Source organism: Streptomyces sp. ITFR-6, assembly GCF_031844725.1.
In the GTDB taxonomy this organism is placed as follows: Bacteria; Actinomycetota; Actinomycetes; order Streptomycetales; family Streptomycetaceae; genus Streptomyces.
Genome location: NZ_CP134612.1, coordinates 1,129,445 through 1,147,746, shown reverse-complemented (window position 1 = coordinate 1,147,746; position 18,302 = coordinate 1,129,445). Strand labels below are relative to the sequence as shown.

The 18,302-nt window shown below is 71.6% G+C and carries 14 protein-coding genes and 1 pseudogene; 9 read left to right on the top strand and 6 right to left on the bottom strand.

Going from position 1 to position 18,302, the window contains the following annotated elements:
* Positions 1–64: 64 nt before the first annotated feature.
* Together RLT59_RS04930 and RLT59_RS04925 are read right to left on the bottom strand one after the other, a co-directional pair.
* Positions 65–1,849, bottom strand: a complete 1,785-nt coding sequence (locus RLT59_RS04930) for an ABC transporter ATP-binding protein (protein WP_311302235.1) — start codon at positions 1,847–1,849, stop codon at positions 65–67.
* Positions 1,850–1,926: 77 nt separating this feature from the next.
* Complete coding sequence (locus tag RLT59_RS04925) at positions 1,927–3,624, bottom strand: ABC transporter ATP-binding protein (RefSeq protein ID WP_311302234.1); 1,698 nt, start codon at positions 3,622–3,624, stop codon at positions 1,927–1,929.
* Positions 3,625–3,896: 272 nt separating this feature from the next.
* On the opposite strand from RLT59_RS04925, the gene RLT59_RS04920 reads away from it, so the two are divergent.
* From RLT59_RS04920 to RLT59_RS04905, 4 genes are all read left to right on the top strand, one after another.
* Positions 3,897–4,964: a FecCD family ABC transporter permease gene (locus RLT59_RS04920; protein WP_311302233.1), complete on the top strand. Its 1,068-nt coding sequence runs from the start codon at positions 3,897–3,899 to the stop codon at positions 4,962–4,964.
* Positions 4,961–6,061, top strand: coding sequence for a FecCD family ABC transporter permease (locus RLT59_RS04915; RefSeq protein WP_311302232.1), 1,101 nt, complete (start codon positions 4,961–4,963; stop codon positions 6,059–6,061). Before RLT59_RS04920 ends, RLT59_RS04915 begins: the two co-directional genes overlap by 4 nt.
* Before the next feature lie 59 nt (positions 6,062–6,120).
* Positions 6,121–7,008 carry an ABC transporter ATP-binding protein gene (locus RLT59_RS04910; protein WP_311302231.1) on the top strand — a complete coding sequence of 296 codons (888 nt, stop codon included), beginning with the start codon at positions 6,121–6,123 and terminating at the stop codon, positions 7,006–7,008.
* 147 nt (positions 7,009–7,155) lie between these two features.
* Positions 7,156–7,704, top strand: coding sequence for a GNAT family N-acetyltransferase (locus RLT59_RS04905; RefSeq protein ID WP_311302230.1), 549 nt, complete (start codon positions 7,156–7,158; stop codon positions 7,702–7,704).
* A gap of 60 nt (positions 7,705–7,764) precedes the next feature.
* Here the strand turns inward: RLT59_RS04905 and argB are convergent, their stop codons facing one another.
* From argB to RLT59_RS04890, 3 genes are all read right to left on the bottom strand, one after another.
* Complete coding sequence (argB, locus tag RLT59_RS04900) at positions 7,765–8,685, bottom strand: acetylglutamate kinase (protein ID WP_311302229.1); 921 nt, start codon at positions 8,683–8,685, stop codon at positions 7,765–7,767.
* 31 nt (positions 8,686–8,716) lie between these two features.
* Positions 8,717–9,373 carry an isochorismatase family protein gene (locus RLT59_RS04895; RefSeq protein ID WP_311302227.1) on the bottom strand — a complete coding sequence of 219 codons (657 nt, stop codon included), beginning with the start codon at positions 9,371–9,373 and terminating at the stop codon, positions 8,717–8,719.
* 98 nt (positions 9,374–9,471) lie between these two features.
* Entirely contained in the window at positions 9,472–10,191 is a 720-nt protein-coding gene (locus tag RLT59_RS04890) for a DUF2470 domain-containing protein (protein WP_311302226.1), read from the bottom strand.
* Between the two features lie 139 nt (positions 10,192–10,330).
* Between RLT59_RS04890 and RLT59_RS04885 the strand changes: the two genes are divergently transcribed.
* From RLT59_RS04885 to RLT59_RS04865, 5 genes and pseudogenes are all read left to right on the top strand, one after another.
* Positions 10,331–10,906, top strand: coding sequence for a GNAT family N-acetyltransferase (locus tag RLT59_RS04885; protein WP_311302225.1), 576 nt, complete (start codon positions 10,331–10,333; stop codon positions 10,904–10,906).
* A gap of 462 nt (positions 10,907–11,368) precedes the next feature.
* Positions 11,369–12,643 (top strand): ricin-type beta-trefoil lectin domain protein, encoded by a 1,275-nt coding sequence (locus RLT59_RS04880; protein ID WP_311302224.1) that lies wholly within the window; start codon positions 11,369–11,371, stop codon positions 12,641–12,643.
* Positions 12,643–14,043, top strand: coding sequence for an RICIN domain-containing protein (locus tag RLT59_RS04875; protein WP_311307618.1), 1,401 nt, complete (start codon positions 12,643–12,645; stop codon positions 14,041–14,043). Before RLT59_RS04880 ends, RLT59_RS04875 begins: the two co-directional genes overlap by 1 nt.
* A gap of 159 nt (positions 14,044–14,202) precedes the next feature.
* Positions 14,203–16,386 carry a pectate lyase-like domain-containing protein gene (locus RLT59_RS04870; RefSeq protein ID WP_399126834.1) on the top strand — a complete coding sequence of 728 codons (2,184 nt, stop codon included), beginning with the start codon at positions 14,203–14,205 and terminating at the stop codon, positions 16,384–16,386.
* A gap of 111 nt (positions 16,387–16,497) precedes the next feature.
* Positions 16,498–17,352, top strand: a pseudogene (locus RLT59_RS04865) (ThuA domain-containing protein); the annotation flags it as partial.
* Positions 17,353–17,396: 44 nt separating this feature from the next.
* On the opposite strand, the gene cynR reads toward RLT59_RS04865, so the two are convergent.
* Positions 17,397–18,296, bottom strand: coding sequence for a transcriptional regulator CynR (gene cynR / locus RLT59_RS04860; protein WP_311302223.1), 900 nt, complete (start codon positions 18,294–18,296; stop codon positions 17,397–17,399).
* Positions 18,297–18,302: the final 6 nt, after the last annotated feature.

The window sequence follows — 18,302 nt, the reverse complement described above, 5'->3', positions numbered from 1 at the left end:
GCGGCCGCCCCCGGTGAGAACTCCTCACCGGGGGCGGTCACTTGTGTAACGGGTCAGTGCGTGGTCACCGCACGTCCACCGGCTCCCGGCGGCTGTCGGACCACGCCTCCCACAGCGCCGCGTACCGGCCGCCCGCCGCGACGAGTTCGTCATGGCTGCCGGTCTCCACGACCCGGCCCTCGTCGAGGACGACGACGCGGTCGGCGGTCGCCGCCTGGGGGAGCCGGTGCGCGACGACCAGACCCGTACGCCCCTCCAGCGCCCGCGCAGCCGCCTCCTCCAGGACCCGCGCGCCCGCGCTGCCCGCGTCGGCGGTCGCCTCGTCGAGGATCGCGACCGGCGGGTCCGCCAGGACCAGCCGGGCCAGCGCGAGATGCTGCGCCTGGGTCACCGTCAGCCGGTGACCGCCCTCGCCCACCACCGTGTCCAGGCCGTCCGGCAGCGCCCGCGCCCACTCCAGGGCACCGACCCGATCCAGCGCCGCGCACACCTCCTCCTCGGTGGCCTCGGGGCGGGCCAGGCGCAGGTCCTCGGCCAGCGGGCCCGCGAACACGTGCACCTCCTGGCTGATCAGCATCACCGCGCGGCGTACCCCGGCGGCACCCAGCTCGGCCGCGTCGACCCCGCCCAGCGAGATGGTCCCGCCGTGCGGCTGATGGACGCCCGCGATGACCTTGGCCAGTGTCGTCTTGCCGGCGCCGCTGGCACCCACCAGCGCCACCCGCTCCCCGCTGCGCACCTCCAGATCGACCTTCCGCAGCACGGGCGCCCCGGTGCCGTAGGCGTAGCTGACCGCGCTCACCCCGACCGAACCGTCCGCCGGAGTGCCTCCGCCCGGAGCGGTCTGCTCGGCCGGCAGCTTGGACAGCCCGACCAGCCGGGCGAAGCTGGCGCCCGCGGACTGGGCGTCGTCGATGAGGAACAGTGTGGCGTTGACCGGGTTGAAGAGGCTGTGGAAGTAGAGCGCGGCGGCGGTGGCCGTACCGATGCTCACCGAACCGCTGTCCACCAGCACGAAGCCCGCACCGAGCACGGCGGCCAGGCCGATGTACTCGGCCAGGTTCAGCCGCGAGAAGAAGCCGGTGACGATGTGGATGCCGCCCAGCGCGAGATCCCGCGCGGACGCGGACCGCTGCTCCAGCAGCCCGGTGTGCGCACGGTTCAGCCGGAAGGCCCGTACGGTGCGCACCCCGCCGACGCTGTCGAGCAACTGGTGCTGGAGCGCACCGGTCGCGACGCGGTGCTCGGCGTAGACCGGAGCCGCCCGGCGCAGATACCAGCGCACAGACAGCACCTGCACCGGCATCGCCAGCAGCGCGGCCACCAGGAACCGCCAGTCCAGCACGGCGAGTCCGACGAACGTCAGCACGATGGTCAGCGCGGAGCGGGTGAACTCTGGCAGCGCCTGGCGCACCGACTTCGCGATCATGGAGACATCGCTGGTGACCCGGGAGACCAGATCCCCGGAGCCGGCCGCCTCGACGCGCTCCAGCGGCAGCCGCAGCGCCCGCTCGATGAACTGCTCGCGCACGGCGGCGAGTACGGTCTCGCCGAGCCGGGCCACGAGCGTGGAGCCGACCGCGGCGGCGGCGCCGCGCACCAGGGCCACCACGATGAGCAGCACCAGCGGCACCGTCAGCGCCCGCGACCCCCGCCGCTCCACCACCAGGTCCACGATGTGGCCGAGCAGGGGAGCGGTCAGCAGCCCGATCGCGGTCCCGGCGACCAGCACCGTGACGGCGGCCGCGGTCAGCCGCCGGTGGCCGCGCAGCATGGTGCGCAGCGCCGCGAGGCTCTCCGCACCGCTCGCGGTCGGCAGCAGCGCGCGGTCCGCGCCGGGTGTGCTCATGACCGTTTCCCTCTCTTCCCTCGTGTGCGTGGCCGTGTCTGTGTCTGTGTCCTGAGCCCGGTCCTCGTATGCGGACGTCATGCGAGCACCGCCGCCCGGTACCGCTCGTCACCTGCGACGAGTTCGGTGTGGTGGCCGGTCGCGCCGACGGTGCCGCCGTCGAGGACGACGACCCGGTCGGTGACCGCGAGGAGGGCCGGGCTGGTGGTGATCAGTACGGTGGTGCGCCCGTCGCGGACCTCGCGCAGCCGGGCGGCGATCCGGGACTCCGTGACGGTGTCCACGGCGGTGGTCGGGTCGTGCAGCACCAGTACGGGGCTGTCGGCGGCCAGCGCCCTGGCGAGTGCGACGCGCTGCCGCTGGCCGCCGGAGAGGGAGCGGCCGCGTTCGGCGAGCACGGTGTCGCCGCCCTCCGGCAGCAGCCGGGCCACCTCGTCCGCGGCAGAGGCGGCGAGGGCCTCGTCGACCGGGGCCGTGTCGTCGGGGGCTCCCGCCCGTACGTTGTCCAGCAGGCTGGTCTCGAACAGGTCGGCGTCGTGGTGGGCGACCAGGACGGCGCGGCGCAGCGCGTCCGGGGCGAGTTCGGTCAGCGGTACGCCGTCGAGCTCGATCAGCCCGTCGGCCGGGTCCCGCTCCCTGGCCAGACAGAGCAGCAGGTCGGCCGCGGCGGCCGGATCGCCGGTGACCACTCCGAGCAGCTCGCCGGCCCGGATGTCCAGATCGATCCCGCGCAGCGAGCCGAGCCGGACCCCGCTCAGGCGCAGCTGCCCCGCCACGTCGTCGGACACCGCGGACTCGCCGCCCTCGACGGCCGGGGGCGAGTCCAGCACCTCGGCGATCCGGCGGGCGGAGGCGCGGCCCTGGGCGAACTCCGCGTTGACGTAGGTGAGCAGCTGGAACGGGCCGAGGAGGAACTGCGCCAGCCCCACCGCCGCCACCAGATCACCGATGCTGATGCTGCCGCGCATGGCGAGGTAGGCGCCCACGATGCCGATGACCGCGATGAACACACCCGTGAGGGAGAGGACGGCGCCCTCGTGACCGGCCCGGCTGCGGGCCGCCCGCAGCGCCGCGGCGAGCGAGTCCTGACTGGTGGTGCGGTAGCGGGCGACGGCGGCCGACTCGGCGCCCATGCCCTTGAGGACACGGAGTCCGGCGACCAGGTCGGCGGCGACGCCCGAGGCGTGCGCGGCCCGTTCCTGTTCCGTCTCGCTGCGGCGTTCGAGCGGCCGGCTGATGCGGTGTCCCAGCCACAGCAGCGGGGGGATGCCCAGCAGGACGAGGAGTCCGAGCGGGACGGAGATCCTGAGCAGGGCCACCGCGCTGATCACCAGCGCGGAGGTCGCCGCGACCCCGTACGCCAGGACCGTCGCCACCGAACCCACCCGGCGGGCGTCATTGGTGGCGATGCTGGTGAGCGCGCCGGGCAGCCGGTCCGCGTCGGCGCCGCCGCGCGGGTCGAGCACCCGGGCGCCGAGCTCCATCCGGAGCCGGTGCGCGGCACGTTCCCCCGCCCCTTCGGCGAGCCGGGCGCTGGTGCGGTAGCAGTTCGACAGCACCAGGAACAGCCCCGCGAGCACCAGGAGCCAGCGCAGCAGCGAGGAGGAGGAGCCGGTGGCCACCGCCGTGTCGATGGCCGCGCCGATGACGACGGGCACCAGGGCCTCACACCCCTGGTGCACCGTGCCGAGCAGCGAGGCGGTGACGACGCGCCGCCGCTGCCCCCTGATCGCCCTGCGGAGGACGTGCCCCCCGGTCGGTCCTCCACCTGGCATGCGGGCCTCCGCGAAGAGTCTGGTTTGCGAGTCCGGGAATGTGAGTAAGGCTAAAAGTTAGGTAAGGCTACTCTAAATGGGTGGCCGGGGTGGTACGTCGTCCGCAATGTCCCCGGTCACAGCGGCGCGGGCCATTTCGCCTGCGGGGGGCGCGCGTTGACCATCCGGCGCCGTTCGGTTAGCCTCACCTAAGTTCCATCCCGGGTCCTGCGTCACGTTCCGGCGCCCTATCGCTCGCGGTGTACCCGAACCGCCGTCAGGGGGAGTTGTCGTTGTCGGTCGAAACCCGGACGGCTCCCGAGGACCGGGCCGTCGCACCCGGAGCCGCGCCACCCGCCCGGACCGCGAACACCCTGCGCGCCCTGGGACTGATCGCGGCGCTGGCCGCCCTCGTCCTCGTCGGACTGCTCAGCGTGTGGGTGGGCACCCGAGGCATCCCGTTCACCGCCACCTGGAGCGCGCTCTGGCACCCGGACGGCTCCGAGACCTCGATCATCATCCATGACTACCGCATCCCCAGGACGCTCCTCGGGCTGCTCGTGGGCATGGCCCTCGGCCTGTCCGGCGCCCTGATGCAGGCCCTCACCCGCAACCCGCTCGCCGACCCGGGAATCCTCGGCATCAGCCTGGGCGCCTCCGCCGGGGTCGTCGTGGCCATCGCCTTCCTCGGAGTGGGCTCGGTCCTCGGCTATGTGTGGTTCGCCTTCATCGGCGCGGCCGTCGCCTCCGTCGCCGTGTACCTGCTGGGCTCATCGGGCCGCACCCTGGCCACACCGGACCGGCTCGTCGTGGCCGGGGCGGCGATGACCGCGGTGCTGTACGCCTTCAACTCGGCGGTGCTGCTGCTCAATCCGCGCGCCTTCGACCAGTACCGCTTCTGGACGGTGGGTTCGCTGTCCGGCCGGTACTACGACGTCATCTGGGTCATCCTGCCGTTCATCGCGGTGGGCCTCCTGATCGCCCTCGGCCTCGCACCCTCGCTCAACGCCCTCGCGATGGGCGACCAGCTCGGCCGCGCCCTCGGTCTGAACGTCGGCCGCACCCGGGTGCTGGGCGCCGTCGCCGTCATGCTGCTGTGCGGCGCCGCCACCGCCGCCGCCGGACCGATCGGCTTCGTCGGCCTCGCGGTGCCGCACGTCGCCCGGTTCGTCGTCGGCCCCGACCAGCGCTGGGTACTGACGTACTCGATGCTGCTCGCCCCGGTCCTGCTGATCGGCGCGGACGTCCTCGGACGGGTGCTCGGGTCGCCGGGCGAGGTCCAGGTGGGCATCATCACCGCGTTCCTCGGAGCGCCGCTGTTCATCGCCCTGTGCCGCCGTCGAAAGCTGGTCATGCTGTGAGCGCCGTACGGGAGAAGAGCTCCGGCGGGGCCGGTACGGAGACCGAGCTGCCGCGGGTCGTCAGCGGACTGGTCCTGCGCACCCGGCCCGGCGGGCTGTCCGTACGGGTCCAGGGCCGCGTCCTGGTGGTCACGGCCGTGATGCTCGTCGCGCTCGTCGCGGTCGCGCTCGTCACCCTCACCACCGGCGACTTCGAACTCTCCGTCGGCGAGGTCCTGCGGGCCGTACTGGGCCACGGCTCGGGCGGCGCCGACTTCATCGTCAACACCCTGCGCATGCCGCGCCTGCTGACCGCCATGTGCGTGGGGGCGGCCCTCGCGGTCAGCGGGGCCATCCTGCAGAGCCTGACCGGCAACTCCCTCGGCAGCCCGGACATCATCGGCTTCACCAACGGCTCGGCCGTCGGGGCGCTCCTCGTCATCATCGTGCTGCACGGCAGTATGACCCAGATCGCGGTGGGCGCGCTGATCGGCGGCCTCGCCACCGCCGCCGCGATGTACCTCCTCATGCTGGGCAGGGGACTCCAGGGCTTCCGGCTGGTCGTCGTCGGCATCGGGGTCAGCGCGCTGCTGCTCGCCGTCAACTCGTACCTGATCACCCGGGCGACCTGGCAGGAGGCGCTGGAGGCGCAGGCCTGGCTGATCGGCAGCCTCACCAACCGGGGCTGGCAGCAGGCCAACACCATCGGCATCGCCGTCCTCGTCCTGCTGCCGCCCGCGTTCTTCCTCGCCCGCCGGCTCTCCATGGTGGAGATGGGCGACGTCACCGCCATGGCGCTCGGTGTCGACGTGGCCCGCACCCGGGCGCTGCTGCTCGTCATCAGCGTCGCGCTCGCCGCCTTCGCCACGGCGGTCACCGGACCCATCTGGTTCATCGCGCTGGCGGCGCCCCAGCTCGCCCGGCGGCTGACCCGGGCCTCGGGCCCCGCGCTGGTCCCCGCCGCGCTCATGGGCGCCCTGCTGCTCGCCGCCAGCGACCTGCTGGCGCAACGCCTGTTCGCCCCCTCACTGCTCCCGGTGGGCACGGCGACGGGGACCATCGGCGGGCTGTACCTCATCTGGCTGCTGATCACCGAGTCGCGAAAGAGCCGCGCATGACCCGAAAGACGACACACACGACGGACACGACACGTACCGCGACGGCGGAGGGGACAGACATGAACGGGACGCACCCGGCGCCCGCCGCGCGACTGCGGGCCGAGGACCTGACCCTCTCCTACGAGCAGCGGACCGTGGTCAGTTCGCTCGGCGTCGAGATTCCCGACCGTTCCTTCACGGTGATCATCGGGCCGAACGCCTGCGGCAAGTCCACGCTCTTGAAGGCGCTCGCCCGGATGCTCAAACCCCGTTCCGGGCAGGTCTATCTTGACGGCGCGGGCATCGCCACGTACCGCTCGCGCGAGGTCGCCCGGCGGCTGGGCCTGCTCCCGCAGTCCTCGACCGCGCCCGGCGGCATCACCGTGGGGGACCTGGTGGCGCGGGGCCGCTATCCGCACCAGGGAATGCTGAAGCAGTGGTCCGCCGACGACGAGACGGCCGTGCTGGACGCCATGCGGCAGACCGGCGTGCTGGATCTCGCCGACCGCCCGGTCGACGACCTCTCCGGCGGTCAGCGGCAGCGGGTCTGGCTCTCCATGGTGCTGGCTCAGCAGACCTCGATCCTGCTCCTGGACGAGCCCACCACCTTCCTCGACATCGCCCACCAGGTCGAGGTGCTCGACCTCTGCGCCGACCTGCACGCCCGCAAGGGGCACACCGTCGTGGCGGTGCTGCACGACCTCAACCAGGCCTGCCGTTACGCCACCCACCTCATCGTCATGCGGCCCGGCGGCACCATCGCCGCCGAGGGCGATCCGGCCACCGTGATGACCGCGGAACTGGTCGAGGACGTGTTCGGGCTGCCCTGCCGGATCATCTCCGACCCGGAGACCGGCACACCCCTGATGGTGCCGGCCGCGCCCCGGCGATACGTGCCGGAGGACGCCCCGGCCGGTGCGGAGAGCGGCGGCCCCGTGATGGCCGAGACCGGCGTGCGCGTGCGCTGAGCACTCCCGCACCGGGGCAACACCCACCCTGGAGTGTCGACTTGGCCATTCTAGTTAGGGAAGGCTAACCTAACTCTTGATGGTTCACCGGGGCACGCGGCGATCCCGCCGCTCCTCGCGCACGGTGGAACCCGAGGAAGGAACGCCTTGATCACGGCCGCACCGCGCCTCCCAGCCGCGTCGACGCACACCCCGGACGCCGCCCTCCCCGACACGCTCCGGGTACGCCGGGCGCGCTCCGGGGACGCCGCCGCCCTCGTCGCACTCTCCGAGCCGTTCGTCGGCTCGGGAGCGCTGCGCCGTCGGCCCTTCGACGTCTACGCCGCCAGAGCGGCCGACTTCCTGGTGGCCGAGGAGCCCGGTGGCACCCTGCACGGCTGCCTCGCGCTGCGGGTCCATCCCGACGCGGAACCCGGCGTGGAACCCGGCACGGCGGCCGAGGGCGCGGGCGTCCTCTACAACTTCTGTGTCGCCCGCCAGCGGCAGGGCGGCGGCCTGGGCGCACGGCTGCTGGGTGCGGCGCTCGCCGGGGCGCGGGCCCAGCAGCTGGCGGCCCTGTTCACCGCGACGACCGGCAGCGGGCGGCTCTTCCTGCGCCACGGATTCGCGCCGGTCCCGCCGGGGCTCGCCCCGCGCGCCTGGGCGCGCACGCTGGATCCCCGCCGGGGTGCGCGCGTCCTGGCCCGCGCGCTGTGACGACGGTGGCGTGCCCCGTACGCCGGAGCACGCCACGCCTCACACGTTATGCCTCACGCCTCACGCGTCCGGGAGGACCGTCGTCCCGGGGCTCCGCTCGTCAAGTACGCCGCGCAGCACGGCATGCGGGACCCGGCCGTCCAGCACCTGAGCCCGCCCCACCCCGGCCCGGACCGCCCGCAGGCAGCCCTCCATCTTCGGGAGCATCCCGCTCGCCAGCCCCGGAAGCAGTCCGGCCAGCTCGGCGGCCGTCAGGCGCTCGATGACCTCCGTGCTGCGCGGCCAGTCTCCGTACAGCCCCTCGACATCGGTCAGCATCACCAGCCGCTCGGCGCCGAGGGCGACCGCCAGGGCCGACGCCGCGAGATCGGCGTTGACGTTGTAGACCTCCCCCTCCGTGCCGCGCGCGAGGGGGGACACCACCGGGATGCGGCCCAGCTCCAGCAGTGAACGCACGGTGTCCGGGGCCACGTTCACGATGTCACCGACCAGGCCGATGTCCACCGGCACCCCGTTCACCCGGCCGGACCGGCGCACGGCCGTCATGGTGTGGGCGTCCTCGCCGGACAGCCCCACGGCGAACGGGCCGTGTGCGTTGATCGCGCCGACCAGTTCCCGCTGGACCCGGCCGGTCAGCACCATCCGCACCACGTCGAGGGTCTCCTCCGTGGTCACCCGCAGACCCGCCTCGAAGCGGACCTCCAGGCCGAGGCGGTCGAGCATCGCGCTGATCTGCGGGCCCCCGCCGTGGACCACCACCGGGAGCAGGCCCGAGTGCCACAGCTCCACGACATCGCGCGCGAACGTCTCCTGGAGCGATCCGTCCACCATGGCGTTGCCGCCGAACTTGATCACCACCACCCGGCCCCGGGTCTCGGTGGACAGGGCCGGGCCGGATCGGGACTCCGGCTGTATCCGTCTCCGGTGCTGCGGTGACTGTTCATGGACGCCGGCTCCGGCCGACGCGACCCGTACGGTCATCTTCTTCCGTCTCTCCTGAGGTGGGGCGCCGTCACGCATCGTGGCGGACCCGGCCGAGCAGCAGATCGCGCAGCAGGCCGTCCGTCGTGCGGACCACCGCGCTGCGAGCCGCCCAGCGCAGCGCCATCGCGTGCTCCTCGGCGGTGAAGTCGGCCACGGCGTCGGCGGCGACAAAGGGCTGAATGTCGTTCATGAAGGCGTCCGCGGCGGTCAGCAGCACTCCCAGATGGGCGTGCACACCGCACACGATCAGCTGATCGCGCCCTGTCGAGCGCAGCAGCCGGCCGAGGTGGCTGTGCAGAAAGGCGTTGGGGCGCACATTGGGCAGCACGTGCTCGCCCGGCCGGGGTGCCAGGGACTCGATGATCGATGAGTCGCCGGGTCCGTCGCCGACGCCGGGACCCCAGACGTCCGCGACGAGCCCCCGCCTGCCCGGTGACTGGGCGGCGGGTTCGGCACTGAAGACGACCGGGATTCCGAGCGTTCCCGCGAGTTCCCGCAACGCGGCTATGTTCTCGACCAGTTGGACGACCGGGGAGCGTCCCGGCGGGAACGCCCGGACGAAGTGGTTCTGCATGTCGTGGACGAGCAGTGCGGCCCGGCCGGGGTCGATGGTCCAGGAGGGCCAGGAGCGGGGGAGGGCCGCACCGTCGGGCATGTCGTAGGACTCGATGACTGGCAGGCCCATGACCGGCCCCTCCCCTGATGATCCGGCGATCCGGCCGTGGCGCGAGGATGCACTGTGACTTAGTGAAGCCTAACCTAAGTTTCTTGCGGTGGGAGGTGTCAGGGGTGGGAGTGGTGCCGCTGGTGCGCGCAGCCCCGGGGCGCGGTGAGGAGGCGTCGGATCTGCTCGCCGGCATCGGTGGCGTCGCGAGCGAGCGCCGGGAAGAGCAACTGGAGGTCGCAGTGGCCGGATTCGTACTCGCAGCGCAGGGTGATGCCGTGCCGGTCCAGGGCGAGGGGGAGTGCGCGGACCATGCCGCGCGGCAGCCGGGAGCCCGCGAGCCCGAGCAGATCGGCCATCAACTCCTCGTGCGAGTCGGCCAGATGGGTCAGCATGTCGGCCTCCTCGACGGCCAGCGGGTCGGGCCCGGCGAGCGCGATCTCGTCCAGTCCGACGTCCGTCGCGCCCGCCGGGGTCCGCAGCGAGACCCGCGCCGAATCCAGCCGGAGCGCCCCGTCGGCCTCCGGTGCCAGCCAGCCGGACACCGTCACCCTCGCGCGGACCCGGTCGCGCAGCGGGGTGGGGGCGATGTCGGTGAACTGCAGCAGGGCGGCGAGGCTGCCCATGGGGGCGTCGGCGGCTTCCCGCGCCAATGGGCTGTCCGGGCTGGGGTGGAGGGTGATCTGGCCGGCGGCGCTGACCGAGTGGAGCCCGATCAGGTCGTAGGCCTGCCCGGTCGTGGTGAGGGAGAGCGAGGTCGCGCGGGACAGTACGGTGCGGACCTGCTCCGCGTCGGTCGGCCCGGCCGGGACGGTGTCTGCGTCGGCGTCGGTGTTCAAAGGGGGCTCCCGGTGAAACGGATTTGAGTTAGGTAAGCCTAACCTTAGCTTGTGGGTCGCGTCTCGCGACCGGCTGACCCTCCGCACTACCGTTCGCCGGATGAGGGGCGATCGGGTGAACCGGCCGGGGAGGGCTCCGATGAACATCACCTTGCGGGCGGACGCGACGCCGTCCGCCCCCGCACTCCTGCTGCGCCCCTGGGGTGAGCCGGACATCGGGCCGCTGGTCGAGGCGTTCCGGGACCCCGCGCTGCGCCGGGGGGCGAGAGGCCCCATGGAGAGTGCCGAGGACGTACGGGCCTGGCTGGAGCTCCAGGAGCGCGGCTGGATCACCGGGGAACGGCTCGCCTTCGCCGTACTGGAGGGTCACCCGGGCCCCGGCGAGGGGTGGTTGGCGGGCAGCGTCGTCATCAAGAGGGGCGTTTCCGGCCAGGGGCCCGCGGAGGCCGGCTACTGGACCGCGGCGCACGCCCGAGGCCGGGGAGTTGCCCCGCGCGCTCTGGAGGCCGTCACCCGCTGGACCTTCGAGATCTTCGAGACCTTCGCGGCCGAGGGCCTGGAGAGCGTCAACCTGCTCCACCAGGTGGACAATCCGGCCTCGTGCCGGGGCGCGGAGAAGGCCCGCTACGAGTTCCGCCAGGTCCTTCCGGCCCAGCCGCTTGCCTTCCCCGGGCCCGGCCATCTGCATGTGCGGCAGGCCGGCTCCCCGGCCTGATCCCGACTGCGGGGTACCCGGGACGCGACGGTTCCGGCGTCATGAGGCCGACGCTCACGGCCCCGGATCTGGCCTGCCGCCTTTGACTCTTGTTCGCGCGGCACCCTTCGGCGCATCGCCGTGTGTGACGGCATGGACACCTGAGGCATGTCCGCCCAAGCCGGACGGGGTGGGCGCGCGGACGTGCACTGGTACAGACCAGGGTCTTGACAGTCCATTGGTTCACTTCTTAAATCACGTAGTGAATTAAGCCTCGTGCACAGCAGCCCCACAGTGCCCCCACATCAGTTCCACAGCACGTGCCTGCCACCCCCACTCGCACCCGCGATTCCGCCCCACCTCCTGAACGGCACCCCCCCGGTCGGCGCAGCTTCGGCATGCCCCAACGCGCCCTGCGCCTGTCCTGTCATACGCATGACAGGACAGGCCCGCTTTCCCCCTCATGCACCGGAAGGGAGAGTCATGGACTCCCCACGCCTGTCGCGGCGCCTGCTGCGCTCCGCACTCTCGGCCCTGACCCTTGCCCTGGTCACGACCGCCCTCGTGGGCGGTGGCGCCCAGGAGCGGTCACCCGCCCTCTCGGACGCGGCGGCCTCGGCCACCATGACGTTCGACGAGGAGTTCGACGGTTCCGCCGGCTCGGCGGTCAACGGCGCCAGATGGCAGATCGAGACCGGAGACAACGTCAACAACCACGAGCGGCAGTACTACACCGCCGGGAACAAGAACGCGGCGCTGGACGGCCAGGGCCATCTGGTGATCACCGCGCGCAAGGAGAACCCGAACAACTACCAGTGCTGGTACGGCACCTGTCAGTACACGTCGGCGCGGCTGAACACCTCGGGCAAGTTCACCCAGGCCTACGGTCATGTCGAGGCCCGGATGAAGATCCCGCGCGGCCAGGGCATGTGGCCCGCCTTCTGGATGCTCGGTGACGACATCGGGCAGGTCGGCTGGCCCAACTCCGGCGAGATCGACATCATGGAGAACGTCGGCTTCGAACCCGGCACCGTCCACGGCACCCTGCACGGACCCGGCTACTCCGGCTCCGCCGGCATCGGCGCCGGATACACCCTCCCCGATGGCCAGGCCTTCGCCGACGACTTCCACACCTTCGCCATCGACTGGGCCCCCGACTCCATCACCTGGTCCGTCGACGGCAACGTCTACCAGCACCGCACCCCCGCCGACACCAACGGCAACACCTGGGCCTTCAACAAGCCCTTCTTCCTCATCCTCAACCTCGCCGTCGGCGGCTACTGGCCCGGCGACCCCGACGGCAACACCACCTTCCCCCAGCAACTCGTCGTCGACCACGTCCGCGTCACCACCAACGACAACCAGCCCCCGGCGGGTTCGGGCACCATCACCGGCCTGGCCGGAAAGTGTGTCGACGTGGCCGCGGCGAACAGCGCCAACGGCACCCCCGTCCAGCTCTACGACTGCAACGGCTCCGCCGCCCAGAAGTGGAGCGTCGGCGCGGACGGCACGATCAGAGCCCTGGGCAAGTGCCTTGACGTCGCGTCAGGTGGTACGGCGAACGGTTCCGTCGTCCAGTTGTGGGACTGCAACGGCTCCGCTGCCCAGCGCTGGGCTGTCAGTGGTGCGCACGACATCGTGAATCCGCAGGCGGACAAGTGCCTGGACGTCACGGGGAACAGTTCGGCCAATGGTGCCCGGCTCCAGATCTGGACCTGCACCGGAGCAACCAACCAGAAGTGGACGGTGAACAGCTGATGCGCCGAGACCTGCTGCGCGGGCACGCCCCCGCCGTACGGAGCGCGCTGGGAGTCGTGGCCGCCGCCGCGCTCCTCGCCGGGCTGACCGGCTCGCCCGCGCTGGGCGCGGCCGCGGCCACCGGTCAGATCACCGGAACCGGCGGAAAATGCGTCGACGTCGCCGCGGGGGCCACCGCCAACGGCACCCCCGTCCAGCTCTACGACTGCAACGGCAGTACCGCCCAGCAGTGGAGCCTGGGCAGCGACGGCACGGTCAAGGCGCTGGGCAAGTGCCTTGACGTTGCGTCAGGTGGTACGGCGAACGGTTCCGTCGTCCAGTTGTGGGACTGCAACGGCTCCGCCGCCCAGCGCTGGAGTGTCAGTGGTGCGCACGACATCGTGAATCCGCAGGCGGACAAGTGCCTGGACGCGACGGGGGACAGTTCGGCGAACGGCACCAGGCTCCAGATCTGGACCTGTACCGGCGCCTCCAACCAGAAGTGGACCGCGCCCGCGGCCGGCGGGGGCGGCGAGGACCCGGCGTCCCCCGGGGCGATGGCGGTCGCACCGTACCTCTACAACGGCTGGGGCAGCCCGCCCAGCCCGACTACCGTCATGAACGCCACCGGAGTCAAGTGGTTCACCCTCGCCTTCGTCCTCAGCAACGGCTACTGCAACCCGCAGTGGGACGGCGGGAGGCCGCTGACCGGCGGGGTCGACCAGCAGACGGTGAACACCGTCCGGGCGGCGGGCGGCGACGTCATCCCGTCCTTCGGCGGCTGGAGCGGCAACAAGCTGGAGAGCTCCTGCTCCAGCGCCGGTGAGCTGGCGGCCGCGTACCAGAAGGTGATCAACGCCTACGGGCTCAAGGCCATCGACATCGACATCGAGGCCGACGCCTACGCCAGCGCCACGGTCCAGCAGCGCACGGTCGACGCGCTGAAGACCGTCAAGGCCAACAACCCCGGCATCAAGGTGTACGTCACCTTCGGCACCGGCCAGAGCGGGCCCGACGACAGCATGATCCGCAAGGCGTCGGCCTCCGGACTGACCGTGGACAGCTGGACGATCATGCCGTTCGACTTCGGCGGGGCGGGCAAGAACATGGGCAACCTCACCGTCAGCGCCGCCGAGGGGCTGAAGAACGTGGTCAAGAGCGCCTACGGGTACTCGGACGACCAGGCGTACCGACACACCGGGATCTCCTCGATGAACGGCATCACCGACGACAACGAGACGGTGACGGTCGCGGACTTCCGCACCATCCTGGCCTACGCCCAGCAGCGCCATCTCGCCCGGCTCACCTTCTGGTCGGTCAACCGGGACCGCCCGTGCACCGGAGGCGGCGCCGACACCTGCTCGGGCGTCTCCCAGCAGCCCTGGGACTTCACGAAGGTGTTCGCCCAGTACGCGGGCTGACCTTCCGGACCGTTCCCTCACCGCGCCCGCCTCACCCGCACAGGAGAACCCGTGCTCAGATCCGCCCGAAGAAGACCCGCCACCCCAGGAAGACCAGCCACCCCAGGAAGCCCCGCCGTCAACCTGCCCGGCCCCTCGCGGAGCCGTCGGCGGCGGGCGCTGACCTCGGTGCTGGTGGCCGGCGCGCTGGCCGGCTCCGTCCTCGCCGCCACCCCCGCCCCGGCCGCGGTCCGGGCCGCGCCCGCCCCGGCCGCCGCCGCGCTCCCGACCGGCTGGGCCACCGTCGTCAACAGCGGCAGCGGCAAGTGCCTGGACGCCCGCGCCGCCGCGACCGTCAACGGCACCGCCGTCCAGCAGTACACCTGCAACAGCTCCACCGCCCAGCAGTGGAGCCTGACCGCGACCGGCGGCGGCTATGTGCGCATCAACAACCGCAACGACGCCAACCAGGCGGTGGACGTCACCGACGTGTCCACCGCCGACAACGCAGCCGTCCAGCTCTGGACGTACAGCAACGGCGCCAACCAGCAGTGGCAGCCGGTCGACGAGGGCGGCGGCGCCTACCACTTCGTCAACCGCAACAGCGGCAAGTGCCTGGACGTGCCCGCCGCCTCGACGGCCGACAGCGTCCAGCTCGTCCAGTACACCTGCAACAACTCCGCCGCCCAGCGCTTCCAGGTCACCCCGGTGAGCACCGCGCCGGGCGATGTGGACCTGGGCCCCAACGTGGTGGTCTTCGACCCGTCGATGCCCTCCGCCACCATCCAGAGCAGGCTCGACTCGATCTTCCGGCAGCAGGAGACCAACCAGTTCGGCAACCAGCGCTACGCGGTCATGTTCAAGCCGGGCACGTACAGCAACGACGTCAACGTGGGCTTCTACACCCAGGTCCTCGGGCTCGGGCAGTCGCCCGACTCGGTGACGATCAACGGGGCCGTCCACGCGGAGGCGGACTGGTTCCCGCCGAACAACGCCACCCAGAACTTCTGGCGCGGCGCCGAGAACCTCTCGGTGAACCCGACCGGCGGCACCGACCGCTGGGCCGTCTCCCAGGCGGCCCCGTACCGGCGGATGCATGTGCGCGGCAATCTGGCCCTGGACGACGGCGGCTGGGCCAGCGGCGGCTTCATGGCCGACACCAAGATCGACGGCCAGGTGCGGTCCGGTACGCAGCAGCAGTGGATCACCCGCAACTCCACGCTCGGCAGCTGGACCGGCTCCAACTGGAACATGGTCTTCGTCGGCAGCCAGGGCGTCCCGGCCACCAGCTTCCCCAACCCGCCCTACACCACGGTCAACCAGGCACCCGTGGTCCGCGAGAAGCCCTTCCTGTACGTGGACGGCAACGGCGCCTACCAGGTGTTCGTACCGGCCGTCCGCAGTAACGCCACGGGCACCACCTGGGCGGGCGGCAACGCCGCGGGCACCTCGATCGGCATGGACAAGTTCTTCGTCGTGAAGGCGGGAACCACCGCCGCGCAGATCAACGCCGCGCTGGCCGACGGAAAGAACCTGCTCGTCACCCCGGGCGTCTACCACCTCGACCAGACCCTGAAGGTGACCAGGCCCGACACCGTCGTGCTGGGGCTCGGCCTCGCCACGTTCATCCCCGACAACGGGGTCACCGCGATGACGGTGGCCGACGTCGACGGGGTCAAGGTCGCGGGCATCCTCTTCGATGCCGGAACCACCAACTCGTCGACCCTGATGGAGGTCGGCCCGGCCGGATCCTCGGCCTCGCACGCGGCGGACCCGACCTCGCTGCACGACGTCTTCTTCCGGGTCGGCGGCGCCGCGGTGGGCCGGGCGACCACCAGCCTGGTGGTCAACAGCGACCACGTCATCGGCGACCACATGTGGATCTGGCGCGGCGACCACGGCAGCGGCATCGGCTGGAACAGCAACAAGGCGGACACCGGCCTCGTCGTCAACGGTGACGACGTGACGATGTACGGGCTCTTCGTCGAGCACTACCAGAAGCACCAGACGATCTGGAACGGCAACGGCGGGCGCACGTACTTCTACCAGAACGAGATGCCCTACGACGTACCCGACCAGGCGTCCTGGATGAACGGCTCCACCCAGGGCTACGCCGCCTACAAGGTCGCGGACTCCGTCACCAGCCACCAGGCGTACGGGCTCGGCAGCTACTGCTTCTTCAGCTCGAACCCGGGCGTGACCGCGGAGCACGCCTTCGAGGTCCCGAACAACCCGAACGTCCGGTTCCAGAGCATGGTGACCGTCTCGCTCGGCGGCACCGGGACCATCCGGCACGTCATCAACGGGCGGGGCGGCCCCTCCAACTCCTCCTCCAACGTGGCGAACCTCGTCAGCCAGCCCTGACCAGGCCCCGCCCCCGACAGTTCCGCGCGACGTCCTCATGACACACCGGGCCGGATCCGGACACCACCGGATCCGGCCCGGCCCCCCACCGGTTCGGAAAGGACGACCCGAATGAACACCCACACCGCCAGGCCGAAGGCCCGGTCCCGCGGCGGCATCGGCCGCCTGCTCCTGCGGCTGCTCCTGCTCCCGGCACTCCTGCTCGGACTCACCGCCGCCCCCGCGCACTCGGCGGCGAAGGCCCCCGCCTTCAAAGTGATCGCCTTCTACAACGGCACCTGGGACGCGGCGCACATCAGCTTCGTCCAGGAGGCCAACCGCTGGTTCCCCACCACCGCGGCGGCCAACGACTTCTCGTACACCTCCACCAACGACTGGTCCCGGCTGGACACCATCACCCGGGACCAGTACCAGGTCGTCCTGTTCCTCGACGACGCCCCGCAGACCGCGTCCCAGCGCTCCGGATTCGAGCGGTACATGCGATCCGGCGGTGCCTGGATGGGCTTCCACGTCTCCGCGTTCACCACGGAGGCCCAGAACTGGCCCTGGTACTACGACCAGTTCCTCGGCAGCGGGAACTTCAGGTCGAACACCTGGGGCCCGACCACCTCCGTGCTGCGCACCGAGGACCGGACCCACCCCGCCACCACGGGCCTGCCCGCCACCTTCACCTCGTCGGTCAGCGAGTGGTACTCATGGTCGAACAACCTGCGGGACAACCCGGACATCAAGGTCCTCGCCTCCGTCGACCCGGTCAGCTTCCCGCTGGGCACGGACCCCAACCAGTCCTGGTACAGCGGCGACTACCCGATCCTGTGGACCAACACCGGCTACCGGATGCTGTACGCCAACTTCGGCCACAACGCCATGGACTACGGCTCCGGCACGACCCTGTCCTCGACCTTCGCGAGTGAGACCCAGAACCGGTTCGTCGTGGACGGGCTGAAGTGGCTCGGCGGCGCGTCCGCCATTGGAGGCGCCCGGCGCTGACCACCGACCCCGCCCGGCCCTCAGGCGTCCAGGGTGTTGCTGACCCAGTCACGCGTGAGCCGGGTGAACTCCTGCGCCGCGGAGCTCCGATAGGCGGCTTCGCGGCGCAGCAGCGTGACCATGCGCGAGGGGAGGGCCGGGGCCAGGGGTACGGGGCTGAGGTGGGGGTGGTCGCGGGTGAGCGCGTCGGGCAGGACCGTGGCCAGTGGGGTGCGCCGGACGATCTCGGTGAGGGCGCTGATGGAGTTGGCCTGCACCGCGACCGAGGGCGTCGTGCGGTGCCGGGTGAAGTAGGCGTCGATGTGGCCGCGGGTCGCGAAATCGCCGCTGAGCAAGGCGAGCGGCTGCCCGGTGAGGCTCGTCACGGACAGCGCGCGGGTGCTCCCCGCGCGGGAGTGGCGGGGGCCGACGACCAGACTCAGGGTCTCGGTGAACAGCTCTGTGGCGCTGATGCCGGGCAGATGCGGGCCGTGGAAGGCGATGCCGAGATCGAGTTCGTCGGCCAGCAGCGCCGATTCGATGCGGTCCTGGGGAAGCTCCCGGACATCCAGTGTGATTCCCGGATGGCGGGTGTGCAGCAGCTCGGCCAGCGGGCCGATCAGGTACGCCGTGAAGGTCGGCGTCATGGCCAGCCGCAGGGCGCCGCGGGACAGGTCCCGCACGTCGAGCACGGCACGTTCCGCGGCGGCGAGGTCCTGGAGGGCGCGGCGGGCGTAGTGCGCGTACGACTCGCCCGCGTCGGTCAGCCGGACCGAGCGGCCGGAACGGTCGAGCAACTGGACGCCGACCGCCCGCTCCAACTGCTTGACCTGCTGGGACAGGGTCGGCTGGGAGATGTGCAGCTCCTCGGCCGCCCGAGTGAAGTTGGCGTGTTCCGCGACGGCGAGCAGATAGCGGAGATGACGGAGTTCCGGGGCCATACCTCC

What these genes read in the sequence shown, in the direction of transcription:
- RLT59_RS04930 (WP_311302235.1), bottom strand. Translation starts at nt 1,849, where the DNA reads ATGAGCACACCCGGCGCGGACCGCGCGCTGCTGCCGACCGCGAGCGGT.
- RLT59_RS04925 (WP_311302234.1), bottom strand. Translation starts at nt 3,624, where the DNA reads ATGCCAGGTGGAGGACCGACCGGGGGGCACGTCCTCCGCAGGGCGATC.
- RLT59_RS04910 (WP_311302231.1), top strand. Translation starts at nt 6,121, where the DNA reads ATGAACGGGACGCACCCGGCGCCCGCCGCGCGACTGCGGGCCGAGGAC.
- argB (WP_311302229.1), bottom strand. Translation starts at nt 8,685, where the DNA reads ATGACCGTACGGGTCGCGTCGGCCGGAGCCGGCGTCCATGAACAGTCA.
- RLT59_RS04895 (WP_311302227.1), bottom strand. Translation starts at nt 9,373, where the DNA reads ATGGGCCTGCCAGTCATCGAGTCCTACGACATGCCCGACGGTGCGGCC.
- RLT59_RS04885 (WP_311302225.1), top strand. Translation starts at nt 10,331, where the DNA reads ATGAACATCACCTTGCGGGCGGACGCGACGCCGTCCGCCCCCGCACTC.
- RLT59_RS04880 (WP_311302224.1), top strand. Translation starts at nt 11,369, where the DNA reads ATGGACTCCCCACGCCTGTCGCGGCGCCTGCTGCGCTCCGCACTCTCG.
- RLT59_RS04875 (WP_311307618.1), top strand. Translation starts at nt 12,643, where the DNA reads ATGCGCCGAGACCTGCTGCGCGGGCACGCCCCCGCCGTACGGAGCGCG.
- cynR (WP_311302223.1), bottom strand. Translation starts at nt 18,296, where the DNA reads ATGGCCCCGGAACTCCGTCATCTCCGCTATCTGCTCGCCGTCGCGGAA.